Origin of the sequence: Brachybacterium sp. J144 (assembly GCF_036321705.1) — a bacterium.
Lineage (GTDB): Bacteria > Actinomycetota > Actinomycetes > Actinomycetales > Dermabacteraceae > Brachybacterium.
This window is the reverse complement of sequence record NZ_JAZDCG010000027.1, coordinates 28,568-43,904: the sequence shown is the minus strand read 5'-3', so window position 1 is coordinate 43,904 and position 15,337 is coordinate 28,568. Positions and strand designations below refer to the sequence as shown.

Annotated in this window: 14 protein-coding genes; 13 read left to right on the top strand and 1 reads right to left on the bottom strand. The window is 71.9% G+C overall.

Annotation, left to right across the window (positions count from 1 at the left end; genetic code table 11):
- Positions 1-79 precede the first annotated feature (79 nt).
- Positions 80-2,179, bottom strand: a complete 2,100-nt coding sequence (tkt, locus tag V1260_RS10470; RefSeq protein WP_329746759.1) for a transketolase — start codon at positions 2,177-2,179, stop codon at positions 80-82.
- Positions 2,180-2,499: 320 nt separating this feature from the next.
- Between tkt and V1260_RS10465 the strand changes: the two genes are divergently transcribed.
- The 13 genes from V1260_RS10465 to V1260_RS10405 all read left to right on the top strand — a co-directional run bounded on the left by V1260_RS10465 (position 2,500) and on the right by V1260_RS10405 (position 15,275).
- Entirely contained in the window at positions 2,500-3,450 is a 951-nt protein-coding gene (locus V1260_RS10465; protein WP_442878153.1) for a heme o synthase, read from the top strand.
- 56 nt (positions 3,451-3,506) lie between these two features.
- Positions 3,507-4,454 (top strand): tyrosine recombinase, encoded by a 948-nt coding sequence (locus tag V1260_RS10460; RefSeq protein ID WP_329746760.1) that lies wholly within the window; start codon positions 3,507-3,509, stop codon positions 4,452-4,454.
- Positions 4,455-4,618: 164 nt separating this feature from the next.
- Positions 4,619-5,491, top strand: a complete 873-nt coding sequence (locus V1260_RS10455) for a ParA family protein (RefSeq protein WP_329746758.1) — start codon at positions 4,619-4,621, stop codon at positions 5,489-5,491.
- Complete coding sequence (locus tag V1260_RS10450; RefSeq protein WP_329746757.1) at positions 5,491-6,363, top strand: pseudouridine synthase; 873 nt, start codon at positions 5,491-5,493, stop codon at positions 6,361-6,363. Before V1260_RS10455 ends, V1260_RS10450 begins: the two co-directional genes overlap by 1 nt.
- Positions 6,360-7,469 carry a prephenate dehydrogenase gene (locus V1260_RS10445; protein WP_329746756.1) on the top strand — a complete coding sequence of 370 codons (1,110 nt, stop codon included), beginning with the start codon at positions 6,360-6,362 and terminating at the stop codon, positions 7,467-7,469. Before V1260_RS10450 ends, V1260_RS10445 begins: the two co-directional genes overlap by 4 nt.
- A gap of 20 nt (positions 7,470-7,489) precedes the next feature.
- On the top strand, positions 7,490-9,709 hold the full coding sequence (gene der / locus V1260_RS10440) for a bifunctional cytidylate kinase/GTPase Der (RefSeq protein ID WP_329746755.1): 2,220 nt from the start codon (positions 7,490-7,492) through the stop codon (positions 9,707-9,709).
- A 70-nt stretch (positions 9,710-9,779) separates the two neighbouring features.
- Positions 9,780-10,475, top strand: a complete 696-nt coding sequence (locus V1260_RS10435) for a TM2 domain-containing protein (protein WP_329746754.1) — start codon at positions 9,780-9,782, stop codon at positions 10,473-10,475.
- Positions 10,476-10,494: 19 nt separating this feature from the next.
- Positions 10,495-10,761 (top strand): hypothetical protein, encoded by a 267-nt coding sequence (locus V1260_RS10430; RefSeq protein ID WP_329746753.1) that lies wholly within the window; start codon positions 10,495-10,497, stop codon positions 10,759-10,761.
- 32 nt (positions 10,762-10,793) lie between these two features.
- Entirely contained in the window at positions 10,794-11,267 is a 474-nt protein-coding gene (locus V1260_RS10425; protein WP_329746752.1) for an NUDIX hydrolase, read from the top strand.
- A gap of 83 nt (positions 11,268-11,350) precedes the next feature.
- The gene (locus tag V1260_RS10420; protein ID WP_329746751.1) at positions 11,351-11,902 is read left to right on the top strand and encodes a hypothetical protein; all 552 of its coding nucleotides are present in this window, start codon (positions 11,351-11,353) and stop codon (positions 11,900-11,902) included.
- A gap of 132 nt (positions 11,903-12,034) precedes the next feature.
- On the top strand, positions 12,035-13,426 hold the full coding sequence (locus V1260_RS10415; RefSeq protein ID WP_329746750.1) for an extracellular solute-binding protein: 1,392 nt from the start codon (positions 12,035-12,037) through the stop codon (positions 13,424-13,426).
- Positions 13,426-14,376 carry a carbohydrate ABC transporter permease gene (locus tag V1260_RS10410; protein ID WP_329746749.1) on the top strand — a complete coding sequence of 317 codons (951 nt, stop codon included), beginning with the start codon at positions 13,426-13,428 and terminating at the stop codon, positions 14,374-14,376. The genes V1260_RS10415 and V1260_RS10410 overlap by 1 nt, the downstream gene beginning before the upstream one ends.
- Positions 14,373-15,275 (top strand): carbohydrate ABC transporter permease, encoded by a 903-nt coding sequence (locus V1260_RS10405; protein WP_329746748.1) that lies wholly within the window; start codon positions 14,373-14,375, stop codon positions 15,273-15,275. The genes V1260_RS10410 and V1260_RS10405 overlap by 4 nt, the downstream gene beginning before the upstream one ends.
- Positions 15,276-15,337 lie beyond the last annotated feature (62 nt).

Sequence of the window (15,337 nt, the reverse complement as noted above, 5' to 3'; positions counted from 1 at the left end):
GGGGGGGGGGGGGGGGGGGGGGGGGGGGGGGAGGGAGGGGTGGGGGGGGGCCATGTGTCCCCCCCCCCCCGCGGGTGGATCAGGCGCCGGCTGCGGCGATCGAGTCCTTGGCGGCAGCCACGACCGCCTCGGCGGTGAAGCCGTACTCGCGGAAGAGGGTCTTCGCGTCGGCGGAGGCGCCGTAGTGCTCGAGCGACACGGCGCGACCGTAGGTGCCGAGGAAGCGGTACCACGGCATGGCGATGCCGGCCTCGACGGTGACGCGGGCGGTCACCGTGGAGGGGAGCACGGACTCCTTGTACTCGTCGGACTGCTCGTCGAACCACTCGACGGACGGCATGGAGACGAGGCGGGTGGGGGTGCCCTCGGCCTCGAGCTGCTTCTGCGCCTCGGCGGCGTACTGCACCTCGGAGCCGGTGGCGATGAGGATGACCTCCGGCGTGCCGGTCGAGGCCTCCTTCATGACGTAGCCGCCCTTCGACAGGTTCTCGGCACCGGCGTACTCGGTGCGGTCGAAGGTGGGCAGCGCCTGGCGGGAGAGAATCAGGCCGACGGGGCCGTTGTCGCGCTCCAGCAGGGCCTTCCAGGCCTGCGCGGTCTCGTTCGCGTCCGCGGGGCGCACGATCGAGAGGTTCGGGATCGCGCGGTAGGCCGCGAGGTGCTCCACCGGCTGGTGGGTCGGGCCGTCCTCGCCCAGGCCGATGGAGTCATGGGTCCACACGTAGGTGGCCGGGGTCTTCATCAGCGAGGCGAGGCGGACGGCGCCGCGCATGTAGTCCGCGAACTGGAAGAAGGTGCCGCCGTAGGGGCGGGTCAGGCCGTGGAGCGAGATCCCGGAGAGAATCGCGCCCATGCCGTGCTCGCGGATGCCGAAGTGGAGGGTGCGGCCGTACTGATCGCCCGCGAACTCGGAGGAGCTGAGCTCGGCGGGGAGGAAGGAGGGCTCGCCCTTCATGGTGGTGTTGTTCGAGCCGGCGAGGTCGGCGGAGCCGCCCCACAGCTCGGGCATGACGGCGGCGAGCTCGCCGAGGACCTTGCCGGAGGCGGCGCGGGTGGCGATGCCCTTCTCGTCGGCCTCGAAGGTCGGGAACGCCTCGGCGAAGCCCTCGGGCAGCTCGCGGGCCTGCAGGCGGTCCAGGAGGGCCGCGGCGTCGGCGTTGGCGGAGCGCCAGGCCTGGTAGCCCTGCTCCCAGTCCGCCTTCACGGCGGCGGCGCGCTCGGCGAGGCCTCGGGTGTGGGCGAGGACGTCCTCGTCGACCTGGAAGGTCTGCTCCGGGTCGAAGCCGACGGCCTCCTTGAGGCCCTTGACGCCCTCGGCGCCGAGCTTCGCGCCGTGGACGCTGTGGGAGCCGGCGAGCTCGGGGATCGGCCAGCCGATCACGGTGCGGAGGCGGATGAAGGTCGGCTTGTCGGTGACCTTCTGGCCTTCGAGGATCGCGTCCTTCAGCGCCGCGACGTCCTCGACGTACTCGGTCCCGCCGTTGGTCCAGTCGACGGTGCGGACGTCCCAGCCGTAAGCCTCGTAGCGCGCCGCGGTGTCCTCGGTGAAGGCGATCGAGGTGTCGCCCTCGATCGAGATCTCGTTGTCGTCCCAGATCACGATGAGGTTGCCGAGCTGCTGGGTGCCGGCGAGGGAGCTGGCCTCGGAGGAGACGCCCTCCTGCAGGTCGCCGTCGGAGGCGATCACGTAGGTGAAGTGGTCGAAGGGGCTCTCGCCCGCGGCGGCCTCGGGATCGAGCAGGCCGCGCTCGCGGCGCTGGGCCATGGCGAAGCCGACCGCGGAGGAGATGCCCTGGCCGAGCGGGCCGGTGGTGATCTCCACGCCCTTCGTGTGGAAGTTCTCGGGGTGGCCCGGGGTCTTTGAGCCCCAGGTGCGCAGCTCCTCGATGTCCTTCTTCTCGAGGCCGAAGCCGCCGAGGAAGAGCTGGATGTACTGGGTCAGGCTCGAGTGGCCCGCGGAGAGCACGAACCGGTCGCGGCCGAGCCACGCCGGATCGGTCGGGTCGTGCCGCATGACGTCCTGGTAGAGGAGGTAGGCGGCGGGCGCGAGGCTCACGGCGGTGCCGGGGTGGCCGTTGCCGACCTTCTCGACGGCGTCGGCCGCGAGCACGCGCACGGTGTCGACGGCGCGCTTGTCGAGCTCGGTCCAGCCCTCGGGGGCCTTGAAGGTGTCGGTCATGTGTGCTTCCTTTCGCCGGGCAGCGGCGTTCGGCCGCTTCATTCGACAGCCCCGCCGGTCGCGCCACGCCGGGTCGGTGCGGCGGGTGCCGCGAGGTCCCCGGGGGCGAGGGCGGAGCGATGCGACCACCTTAATGCGCTCACGACAGCAACGGTGATCGCGTTCAGCCTGTTGTCGTCCGCTGTTCGCGGACAGGACGGCGATCAAGGTGCGGTGCTACGTCTCACGCGCGCCGTCAGGAAGAGGGCGCGCCGTCGTCACCTAGACTGGGCAGGTCCAGGCGGCCGTGCGCCGTGTGCAGAAGGAAGGGACGGTGGGCGGTGACCGCCACCCAGGGAGCATCCGCGCAGTCGACGGGGATGCATGGCGAGACGCCCCGGCGAACTCCTCTCTCGGTGCTCCGCGCCTATGTAGCGCTGACGAAGCCGCGGATCATCGAGCTGCTGCTCATCACCACGATCCCCACCATGTTCCTCGCCGCCGGCGGCTTCCCGTCGCCGTGGCTGATCGTCGCGACGCTCGTGGGCGGATATCTCGCCGCGGGCGGGGCGAACGCGCTGAACATGTACCTGGACCGCGACATCGACGCCAAGATGAAGCGCACCCGCAACCGGCCGCTGGTCACCGGCGAGATCTCCGCGCGCGCCGGGCTGATCTTCGGGCTCGTGATCTCGGCGGTCTCCGCGGTGTGGCTCGGCCTGCTCGTGAACTGGATGTCCGCGGCCCTCGCCGTCGCGGCGATCCTGCTGTACGTCGTCTTCTACACGATGATCCTCAAGCGCCGCACGAGCCAGAACATCGTCTGGGGCGGCGTCGCGGGCTGTATGCCGGTGCTGATCGGCTGGTCCGCGGTCACCGCGACCGTCTCCTGGACCGCGGTCCTGCTGTTCCTGGTGATCTTCTTCTGGACCCCGCCGCACTACTGGCCCCTCGCGGAGAAGTTCTCGAAGGACTATGCCGAGGCCGGCGTCCCGATGCTCCCCGTCGTCGCCTCCCGGACCTCCGTCGCGCGGCAGATGATCATGCACACCGCGCTGATGATCGCGGCGAGCCTCGCGATCATCCCCCTCGGCCACACCGGCTGGGTGTACGGCGTCGGGGCCGTCGCCTCGGGCGCCTGGTTCGGCTTCCTCGTGGTCCGCTACGCGGCGCGCGTCCACAAGGGCTGGACCGGGAAGCAGCTCGGCCCGATGACCGTCTTCCACGGCTCGATCACGTACCTCACGCTGCTGTTCGTGGCCCTGGCGATCGATCCCTTCGTCACGCTGTGAGCGAGGCGGGCGTCGGGCGGTCCCCGTCGGACGGCCCCGCCGCCGACGAGGACGACCTGCGCCCCGGGGACCGTCGGCTCCTCGAGCAGTACCTCGCGCATCTGCGCGTGGAGCGCGGCCTGTCCGCCAACACCCTGGCCGCCTATCGGCGCGATCTGCGCCGCTATCTCGCGGACCTCGCCCGCACCGACGACGACACGGCGGCGATCGAACCCGCACGGCTGACCGCCTGGGTGCAGACCCTCCGCACCGGGGCCGACGGGGGGAGCGCGCTCTCGGCCGCCTCCGCCGCCCGGGCCCTCGCCGCCGTGCGGGGGCTGCACTCCTTCCTGGAGGCGGAGCGGGTCTCCTCCACCGGGGACCCGACGCGCCTGGTGCCCTCGCCCGCGGTGCCCGCGCGCCTGCCCCATCCCCTCGCGATCGACCAGGTCGAGTCCCTGCTCGAGGCCGCGAGCCGTCCCGGCACCGGTCGGGACGCGACCGAGCGGGCCCTGCGGGATCGCGCCCTGGTCGAGGTGCTCTACGGCCTCGGCGCCCGCATCTCGGAGGCCACCGGCATGGACCTCGACGACGTCGATCGCGCCGAGCGCTCCGCCGTGCTGCGGGGCAAGGGGGACAAGCACCGCGTCGTGCCCGTCGGCCGCTATGCGCTCGAGGCGCTCGACGCCTATCTCACCCGGGGCCGCCCCGCCCTCGCGTCCCGCGGTCGTGGGACCCCCGCGATCTTCCTCGGCTCGCGCGGGACGCGGCTCACGCGGCAGGCTGCATGGCAGGTGGTGCAGCGCGCGGCGGAGACGGCGGAGATCCCCGAGGCGGTGAGCCCGCACACCCTGCGCCACTCCTTCGCGACGCATCTGGTGCACGGCGGGGCCGACGTCCGCGCCGTGCAGGAACTGCTCGGCCACGCCTCGGTCACCACGACGCAGCTGTACACGAAGGTCACGGTCGACTCGTTGCGGGAGGCTCACGCGATCGCCCACCCCCGTGCCCGACGGGGGGCTTAGACTTGACCGGCGCGAGCACCCCGGCCCCGGGGCCGTCTCGCCGACACGCCTCGGGCGACTGCGCGCAGACGCCCCTCCCGGGGTTCGAGGACCTGATGCCGTCCGCGAGGGCGGCCGTGGCCCGTCCCCGCACCCGACCACGACGCCGACGACAGGACTACGACGTGAGCCCCTCCTCCTCCCAGCAGCTGGACATCGATCTCGGCCCGACCGGCCGGCCGATGCCGGACCTGCCGGAGCCGGCGCCGCTCGAGGGTCACGGACCCGCCCGGATCATCTCGATGGTCAACCAGAAGGGCGGGGTCGGGAAGACAACCAGCGTGATCAACCTGGGGGCGGCGCTCGCGGAGCTGGGTCGCAAGGTGCTGCTCGTGGACCTCGACCCCCAGGGAGCGCTCAGCGCGGGGACCGGCGTGAACCCGTACGACCTCGACGTGACCGTCTACAACCTGCTGATGGAGCGGGGGCACGACGTGCGCGAGGTGATCCGCGAGACCTCCACCGAGGGCCTCGACGTGCTGCCCGCGAACATCGACCTCTCCGCCGCGGAGGTCACCCTGGTCAACGAGGTCGCGCGGGAGATGGCGCTGGCCCGCGTGCTGCGCCCCGTCGCCGACGACTACGACGTGATCATCATCGACTGCCAGCCGTCGCTGGGCCTGCTCACGGTCAACGCCCTCGCCGCGAGCCACGGCGTGATCATCCCGCTCGAGGCGGAGTACTTCGCGCTGCGCGGCGTCGCGCTGCTCGTGGAGACCATCGAGAAGGTGCAGGACCGCATCAACCCGCGCCTCGAGCTCGACGGCATCCTGATCACCATGTTCGACCCGCGCACCCTGCACGCCCGCGAGGTGTGCCAGCGCGTGGTCGAGGCCTTCCCGGACAAGGTCTTCCACACCACCATCAATCGCACGGTGAAGTTCCCCGACGCCTCCGTCGCGGCCGAGCCGATCATCTCCTTCGCCTCCTCCAACAAGGGCGCGGACGCGTACCGCCAGCTCGCCCGCGAGCTGATCGCGCGCGGCGCGGCCGCCTGATGGCAGGCTCCTCCTCCCGCGGCGGCGGCCGACGTCGGCGCAGCGCCTTCACCCCGCCCCGGACGGTCCGGCTGCGCGAGGCCGACGGCACCCCCGCGGCTCCGGCCCCGGACGACGGCTACGGGCCGGAGGTCCATCGCGAGGACGGCGAGCGCCTGCAGAAGGTCCTGGCCCGGGCCGGGTTCGGGTCCCGTCGTGCCTGCGAGGCGCTGATCTCCTCGGGTCGCGTGAGCGTCGACGGCGCGGTAGTGCTCGAGCAGGGGGTGCGCATCGACCCCGCCACCCAGACCGTGCACGTGGACGGGCGCCGCCTGCAGCTCGACGAGGCGAAGCTGACCGTCGTGCTGAACAAGCCGCGCAAGGTCGTCTCCGCCATGAGCGACCCCGAGGGACGACGCGACCTGACCGAGTTCACCGCGGGCTACGACCAGCGGCTCTACCATGTGGGCCGCCTCGACTACGAGACCGAGGGGCTGCTCCTGCTCACCAACGATGGGGAGCTCGCCCACCGGCTCACCCATCCCAGCTTCTCGGTCGAGAAGACGTACGTGTGCCGCTTCGACGCGCCCGGAGGTCCGCCGCGCGGCCTGGTGAAGACGCTCCGCGAAGGGGTCGAGCTCGAGGACGGCCCCGCCCGCGCGGACCGCGCCCGGGTGCTCGCGCAGGACGGTCGCGAGGCGGTCGTCGAGGTGACCCTCCACGAGGGTCGCAACCGGATCGTGCGCCGCATGTTCGCGTCCCAGGGCTTCGAGCTCACCTCGCTCATGCGCACCCGCATCGGACCGGTCCTGCTCGGCGATCTCGCCCCGGGACGATCCCGCGAGCTGACCGGCCGCGAGCTCGGCACCCTGATGGCCGAGGTGGGCCTGTGAGCGGACTCGTCCCGGGCCCGGTGCGGATCGTCGGCACAGGGCTGATCGGCGGCTCCCTGGGCATGGCGCTGCGCAGCGCGGACGTCCCCGTCCAGGTCGAGGACGTGTCCCCGGGCACCGCGGCCCTCGCCGTCGAGCTGGGCGTGGGGGAGCTGCCGGTCGACGGGGACCCCGATCCCGCGCTCGTGCTCGTCGCGGCCCCGCCGGACGTCGCCGCGGCGCTGGTGGTGCGGGCCCTCGAGCAGTGGCCGGAGGCGATCGTCGCCGACGTCGCGAGCGTGAAGAGCACGGTCCTCGACGGCGTGCGCGCGCTCGGACGCGAGAGCGACCTGCCGCGATACATCGGCGCCCATCCCATGGCCGGTCGCGAGGTGTCCGGGGTGATCGCGGCCCGCGGCGATCTCTTCCAGGGGCGTCCCTTCGTGGTCGTGCCGCATCCCGGCACCCGTCCCGAGGCGGTGACCGCACTGCGGGCCGTGGCGGCCGAGATCGGGTCCGTCCCCACGCTCCTCGACGCGGCCGCGCACGACATCGCCGTCGCCCACGTCTCCCACGTCCCCCAGGTGCTCTCGAGCCTGCTCGCGGGCAGCCTCCTGGAGCCCTCGGAGAGCGCCCTCGGCCTCGCCGGCCAGGGCCTCCGCGACACCACCCGCATCGCCGACTCCGATCCGCGGCTGTGGGTCGAGATCCTCGGAGCGAACGCCGCCTCGGTGCGCGAGGTCCTCAGTGGAGTCCGGGACCGTCTGGACGACGTGCTCTCCGCCCTCGACTCGCTGCGCGGCGACCCGGATCCGCGCACCGGCTCCCGCCGCGCCCTCGCCTCCCTCATCGCCGACGGCAACCGGGGGGTGCGGCGCATCCCCGGCAAGCACGGCGCCGGCACCGACTCCTTCGCCGTGCTCGCCGTGCTCGTCCCGGACCGGCCCGGGGAGCTCGCCCGGCTGCTCACGGAGATCGGTCAGATCGGCGTCAACCTCGAGGATCTCCGCCTCGAGCACGAGCTGGGCCGCGCGGTGGGCATCGCCCACGTCTCCGTGGACGCCACCCGTGAGGAGATGCTCACCCGGGAGCTCGGCGCGCGGGGCTGGACCGTCGCCGAGGGCTGAGCGCCCCGTATCCTTCAGGGATGCACACCAGCGCGCCGCACGACCCCTCCGCCCTCGCCGGTCCCGCCCGGGGGATCGCCATCGCGATCGACGGCCCGGCCGGATCCGGCAAGTCGACCGTCTCCCGCCTGGTGGCCGACGCCCTCGGCGGAGGCATGCTTGACACCGGCGCGATGTACCGCGCCGTGACCTGGACCTGCCTCGAGCGCGGCATCGACCTCGCCGACCACGAGGCGGTCGCGGCGGTCGCCGAGACGCTCGACCTCGATCTCGGCACCGATCCCGCGGGCGCCCGCGTGGCCGTCGGCGGTCACGAGATCACCGCCGAGATCCGCACCGAACGCATCTCCGAGCGGGTCAGTGCCGTGGCCACGAACACCCTGGTGCGCGCGATCCTGCAGCGCCGCCAGCGCGAGCTGCTCTACGCCGCGGCCGATGAGCGGGGCTTCTGCGTCGCCGAGGGCCGCGACGTCACGACGGTCGTCGCGCCGGACGCCCAGGTGCGCGTGCTCCTCACCGCGAGCGACGAGGAGCGGATGCGCCGGCGCGCCGCGGAGCTCGAACTCGAGGACACCGAGGAGACCCGGGCGCGGATGGCGGACCAGGTGCTGCGCCGCGACCGCGACGACTCGACCGTCTCGGAGTTCCTCACCCCCGCCGAGGGGGTGCACGCCCTCGACACCACCGGGCTCGACATCGAGGACGTCGTCGAGAGGGTGCTGATGCTCGTGGCCGAGGCCGAGGCCGCCCAGGAGGAGGCCGAGCACGGTGCCCCCGAGCCGGCCCCGCGCGCGGACGGCGAGGGCCCGAGCGACGACGAGGTCGAGTCCGCCCTGCGCGCGGGCCTGACCGAGTACGAGCTCGACGAAGAGGACCTCGCCCTGCTCGCGGGGGAGGAGACGGAGGAGTCCGTCCACCGGGTCCAGCGCAACCTGCCCGTGGTGGCCGTCGTGGGCCGCCCCAACGTCGGCAAGTCCACCCTGGTCAACCGCATCCTCGGCCGCCGTGAGGCGGTCGTCGAGGATCGCCCCGGCGTGACCCGCGACCGGGTCTTCTACGAGGCGGAGTGGACCGGCAGGGACTTCTGGCTGGTGGACACCGGCGGCTGGGAGGACCGGGTCCAGGGCATCGCCTATCGCGTCGCGGAGCAGGCCGAGGTGGCCGTCTCCCTCGCCGACGTGGTGATGTTCATCGTCGATGCGAACGTGGGCATCACCACCACCGACGAGCAGCTGCTCAAGGTGCTGCGCCGCGCGAACGTGCCGATCGTCCTCGTCGCGAACAAGGTCGACGACCAGCGCGGGGAGCTCGAGGCGGCGGCCCTGTGGAACCTCGGTCTGGGCGAGCCGCATCCCGTCTCCGCCCTGCACGGCCGAGGCTCCGGCGACCTGCTGGACGCCGTCGTCGCCGCGATGCCCGAGGAGGGTCGTGGCGCCCCCGTCGACCACGGGCCGCGCCGCGTCGCGCTCGTGGGCCGTCCCAACGTCGGCAAGTCCTCGCTGCTGAACCGCCTGGCGGGGGAGCAGCGCGTGGTGGTCGACGACGTCGCCGGCACCACCCGGGACCCCGTCGACGAGAAGATCACCCTCGGCGGCAAGGAATGGACCTTCGTCGACACCGCGGGCATCCGCCGCCGCGTGCTGCAGTCGCAGGGCGCGGACTACTACGCCTCGCTGCGCACCCACGCGGCGCTGGACCGCGCCGAGGTGGCGATCGTGCTCCTCGAGGCCTCGGAGCCGATCTCCACCCAGGACCTCAAGATCATCGACATGGTCCTCGAGTCCGGGCGCGCCCTCGTGCTCGCCTTTAACAAGTGGGACCTCCTCGACGAGGAGCGTCATCAGCAGCTGGAGCGGGAGATCGAGAAGGATCTCGCCCACGTCGCCTGGGCGCCCCGGGTCAACATCTCGGCGGAGACGGGTCGGCACGCGGAGCGGCTCGTGCCCGCGCTCGAGCGCGCCCTCGAGTCCTGGGACCGACGCATCCCGACGGGTCGGCTCAACGCTTTCCTCGGCACGCTGGTCGCGGCGCATCCGCATCCGCTGCGCGGTGGCAAGCAGGCCCGCGTGCTCTTCGCGACGCAGGCCCGCACGCGCCCGCCCCGCTTCGTGATCTTCGCGAGCGGCTTCCTCGAGCACGGTTACCGACGCTTCATCGAGCGCCGTCTGCGCGAGGACTTCGAGTTCACCGGTTCGCCGATCGTGTTGGGCGTGCGCATCCGGGAGAAGCGCCGGCGCTGAGCGGCAGCCGGACGGCGCACCCGGCCCGCCGCGGTGTGCGGCGGGTGGTGGAGCCGTTATCGTGGTGCCCATGAGCAACCCCGGTGACAACGGCTCCTGGAACACCCAGGGCAACGGACACGACGCCTCCTCCGGCCAGGACCCCTGGGCGCAGCCCCCGGCGGATCCCTACGGTCAGCAGGGCGCCACCGAGCAGCCCCCGGCCGCGGATCCGTTCGCGCAGCAGCCCGGCTCGGCCCCGTCGGCCGCAGATCCCTACGGCCAGGAGTCGGCCGCGGATCCGTACGGCCAGCAGCCCCCGGCCGCCGATCCGTTTGCGCAGCAGCCCGGCTCGACCTCGTCGGCCGCGGACCCCTACGGCCAGCAGCCCGGCTCGGCCCCGTCGGCCGCAGATCCCTACGGCCAGAGCGAGCAGTCCTGGTCCCCGGCGGCCCCGGGCGCATCCGCTTCAGAGGCCTACGGCCAGCCGGCCCCCGGCGCCGCTCCGGTGGGCCAGGGCGCGTACGCCCAGCAGCCCGGCGCGGCCGGAGCGCCTGCTGGCGAGGCCCCCAGCCGTCTCCTCGTGGGCCTGCTGGGCATCTTCCTCGGTGGTTTCGGCGTGCACCGCTTCCTCATGGGCTACACCACCATCGGCATCATCCAGATCGTCGTCACCGTGGTGACCTGCGGCATCGGCGCCTGGTGGGGCCTGATCGAGGGCATCATGGTCCTCGCTAAGAGCGAGTCCTTCCTCCGCGACGCCCACGGGCGTCCTCTCACCGACTGACCCCGGGACGGCACCGACGATGCATGACCGCAAGGCGATCCAGAACAACGCGATCCTGCTGATCGTCCTCGGGCTGCTGTGCGGCGGCACCATCCCGGCGATCTTCGGCATCATCGCGCTCGTGCAGCTGGACACGAATCCGTCCAGCGCGCAGACGATGAACAAGGTCGGCTGGATCATCTTCTGGGTCACCCTGGGCCTGATCGCGCTCTTCTTCGTGTTCTACATCGTGGTGTTCGTGCTGATCATGGGGGTCGCGACCATTCCCGCGATCACCGGCGGCTGAGCCGCCCCGCGCTGACCGACCCGAGGAGGCCCATGGCCACCCCCGACTACGTGCTGTCCCTGCGCGAGCGCATCGGCCACGACCTGCTGTGGATGACCGGAGTGACGGCGATCGTGCTGTCCCTGGACTGGACCGAGATGCTCGCGGTGCGCCGCCGCGACAACGGCCAGTGGACTCCGGTCACCGGGATCATCGACCCGGGGGAGGAGCCGGCCGTCGCCGCCGAGCGGGAGGTGCTCGAGGAAGCCGGGGTCACCTGCCGAGCGATGCGCCTGATCGATGTGCGCAGCCTGCCGCCGATGGTCTATGCCAACGGCGACCGCGCCCAGTACCTCGACCTCTGCTTCCTGTGCGTGCACGAGGGCGGTGAGCCCCATCCGGCGGATGGGGAGAACACCGAGGCACGCTGGTTCCCGGTCGCGGAGCCGCCGCCGATGAACGACCGTTTCACGGACATGCTCGCGATCGCCCTCGAGGACCGCCCCGAGGCTCGGTTCCGCCGATGAGCCCGGCGGTCCACCGCCCGGTAGCGAGCCCGCCCCTCCCCGGCACACGGGTCTCGATCCCGCTCACCGACCGTCCGGGAGACGTGGCCGAGGTGAGGGTCCTCGCCGCACCCCGCCGCGACATGCGGCACGGCGGGGAGCTCAGCGCACCACTACGCCCCTTCGGCGAGGCGTTGCTGGTCGACGTCGCCGTCGGCGGACGCCTCGTCCTGCCCGGGGCCTGGGTCCAGGGCGAGGTGCTGACGCGCGGAGAACCGCTGCCGCCCGCCCCGGTACGCGCCGCCGACCTGCGACCACCCGCGGTGATCGTCGGAACCCCCGAGGCGGCCGAGCTGCACTGGGGCGAGACCGTCTGGCGACTCGACCTCGGTGGTGCCGTCGCGATCCCCGACGCGGCCCGCGCCGATCCGCATCCGCTGTCGCGGCTGCGCCGGCTCGCGCTGGTCGCGAGCGGACGCCGCGACGAGATCGGCCTGACGCTGTGGCGCGACCCGGCCTTCGAAGTGCCCTGGCAGGACGTGCGCCTGTTGCCGCGGGCGGCGAGCTGGTTCGAGCTCGCACAGGTCCCGCCCGGGATGCGCTATGCCGACGCGGAGGCCGCGCAGGGGGTCGGTCGAGCCCGTCCGCGCCGCTGACGATCGCTCCGGGGCGACGGTGCGGCAGTCGGTCGGGCGCTCCTGCGGCACGCCGAGCCGGACACTCGGTTCGTCGGACACGTGACCGATCCGTTACCGTCGAGGGCCGAGAGACTCGACGAGGAGGACTTCGTGCCCCCAGCACCGACCATCCGGCCCGGCGCGGATCGCCGCGCCTTCCTGCGCTTCACCGCGGGAGCGGCCGCCCTGCTCCCGCTCAGCGCGCTCGCGGGCTGCAGCGGCGGTAGCCGCGACCCCGGCACCATCCGCATCGCGTTCCAGCAGTTCGGCTCGAACACGATCAAGCAGGAGTGGATCACCCGGGCCGCCGAGCAGTTCTCCGCGCAGAACCCGGAGCTGGTCGTCGACCTGGTGCCGATCGTCGCCGCGGAGAACGACTACTTCACCAAGAACGAGCTGCTCATGAGCTCTCCGCGGACCAGCCCCGACCTCGTCTACGAGGACTCCTTCATCCTGCTCAGCGACGTCGGGGCGGGCTATCTCCAGCCCATCACCGATCTCGTCGAGGGTTGGGAGCACTGGGGCGACATCGCCGACGCCTCCAAGGAGGCCGTCACGGGCGAGGACGGCGAGGTGTACGGCGTGCCGATCACCACCGACACCCGGGCGATCTGGTTCCATCGCGGCGTGCTCGAGCAGGCCGGACTGCCCGCGGACTGGCAGCCCACCAGTTGGGACGAGATCCTCGACGCCGCCCGGGCCATCAAGGAGTCCGATTCCGACGCGACCCCGTTCTTCCTCTTCGCCGGCACCCCGCAGGGAGAGAAGGCGTCGATGCAGGGCTTCGAGATGCTGCTCTACGGCACCGGGGACGGCACCGGCCTGTATGACGCGGACTCCGCGAAGTGGGTGCTGGGCTCCGCGGGCTTCCGCGACGCCCTCGGCTTCCTGCGCACGCTGATCGACGAGGAGCTGACCCTCCCGCTCGGCCAGCTGCTGGACCCCAATATTTCCGAGCAGATCTACACCTCGCTGCTGCCCGACGGGAAGCTCGGGATGCTGATGGACGGCTCCTGGATCTCGCAGAACTGGACGGAGACGGCAGGACGCCCCTGGCCTACCTGGCCCGACGAGGTGGGCCTGGCCGACATGCCCACCCAGGACGGCGGCGGCACCGGCACGGTCACCCTCGCGGGCGGCTGGGGGCTGTCGATCCCCGAGCACGTCACCGATCGGGAGCTCGCGTTCTCCTTCCTGACCACCTTGGTCTCGACCGAGACCCTGGTCGACTACGCGATCGCGGACAACCACATCACCGTGCGCGAGGACGTCGCCGCGGTCGAGGAGTACCTCTCCTACTCGCCCGCGGTCGAGTACTTCACCGCGCTGCTCGAGACGTCCTACTACCGTCCCGCCCTCCCGGCCTACCCGGAGGTGTCCTCCGCGATCCAGGAGGCGATGGAGGCGGTTCTCACCGGCGCGACCCCGGAGGCGGCGCAGGCCGCCTACGACGCCACCGTGCGGGACATCGTCGGCGCCGAGAACGTGCAGGAGGAGAGCTGATGAGCACCACCGCCACCACCACCGGGAGCCGTCCGGACGCCCGGGCCGCGGAACGGCCCACCCGTCGGACGCGTCTCGGTGATCGACTGACCGCCGCGCGTGCCGTGCCGATGCTCCCCGCCGCACTGCTGATGATCCTGTTCCTGCTGGGGCCGATCCTCTACTCCCTCTACCTCGCCTTCACCGACAGCGCCATCCGCGGCGAGGGCGCCTCGGACACGAGCTTGGTCGGCGTCGCCAACTTCGCCGACGCCCTCACCGACGGCGACTTCTGGAACTCCGTCGTGCTGACCCTGCTGTTCACGATCATCTCCGCGGTGATCGGGCAGAACGTGCTGGGCATGATCCTCGCGCTGCTCATCGAGCGGGCGAACCGCGTGATCACCTTCGCGGTCACCTCGATCGTGATCGCCGCGTGGATCCTTCCCGAGGTGGTCGCCGGGTACCTGCTGTACACCTTCTTCGCCGACGCGGGGAGCCTTAACGCCCTGCTCGCCACGATCGGTCTGCCCGCTCAGGACCTCCTGTTCAGCGCGCCGATCATCGCGGTCTCCTTCGCCAACATCTGGCGCGGCGCCGCGTTCTCGATGCTGGTGTACTCGGCGGCGCTGAGCTCGGTCCCGGGGGACGTCTACGAGTCCGCAGCGCTCGACGGCGCCGGCCCCGTGCGGCGCTTCGTCTCTGTCACGCTGCCGCTGCTGCGGCCCGCGATCGCGACCAACCTGATGCTGACCACGCTGCAGACCCTCTCGGTCTTCGGCCTGATCTTCATCATGACCGGCGGCGGCCCCGCCCGGCAGAGCCAGACCCTGCCGCTGTACATGTACGAGCAGGCGTTCTCCTACGGGCAGCTCGGCTACGGCACGGCCGTGGCCCTGCTGCTCCTGCTGATCGGGGCGGCGGCCTCGCTCATCTATCTGCGCCTGCTGCCGGAGGAGGACAAGCGATGACCACCACCCAGGTTCGACCGCCGGCCGAGTCCGGCACGTCCCCGTCGTCGGCCCCGCGCACCCGTCCCGGTCGCTCCAGCCGCGCCGCCGGCACCTCCCTGGCCAGCAGCCTCGCGATGGTGCTGATCGGCGTCGCCTTCCTGATCCCGTTGCTGTGGGTGGTGCTGGCCTCCTTCGACACCGAGGCCTCGCTGTCGGTGTCCTGGCCGGAGCGCTTCAGCCTCGAGAACTACGCCGCGATCTGGAATACCGAGACCACCTTCCGACCCCTGTGGAACTCCCTGGTGCTGTGCGGCGGGGCGACGATCGTGACGATGCTCAGCGCCGTGCTCTGCGCCTACCCGCTCAGCCGCTACCGGTTCCGCGCCAAGCGGCCGCTGCTGCTGACGATCATCTTCTCCACCGGTCTGCCGATCACGGCCATCATGATCCCGGTCTACTCGATGTTCGTGCAGGTCAATCTCATCGACTCGATGGGCGGCGCGATCCTGTTCCTCGGCGCGAGCTCGCTGCCGTACGCCATCTTCCTCACCAAGGGGTTCATGGACGGCGTGCCGCTGGAGATCGAGGAGTCCGCCTGGACCGAGGGCGCCGGCGTGTACCGCACCCTGTTCTCGATCGTGCTGCCGCTGATGCGCTCGGGTCTCGCCGTCGCCACGATCTTCACCTTCGTGAGCATGTGGGGGAACTTCTTCGTGCCCTTCATGCTGCTGCTGAGCCCCGAGAACCTGCCGGCCGCGGTGACGCTCTACACCTTCTCCTCCCAGTACGGGCAGGTGGCGTACGGCCAGCTCGCGGCCTTCTCGATCTTCTACTCGGTGCCCGTGGTCGCGCTGTACCTGTTCCTCGGACGGAACCTGGGCCAGGGCTTCGCCGCCGCCGGCGGCGTCAAGGGCTGAGGACCGCCGCGGGGTGCGGCTGGCGTCGTCGGTCGCCCCCGGCCGGTGCCGTCAGAGGTCGA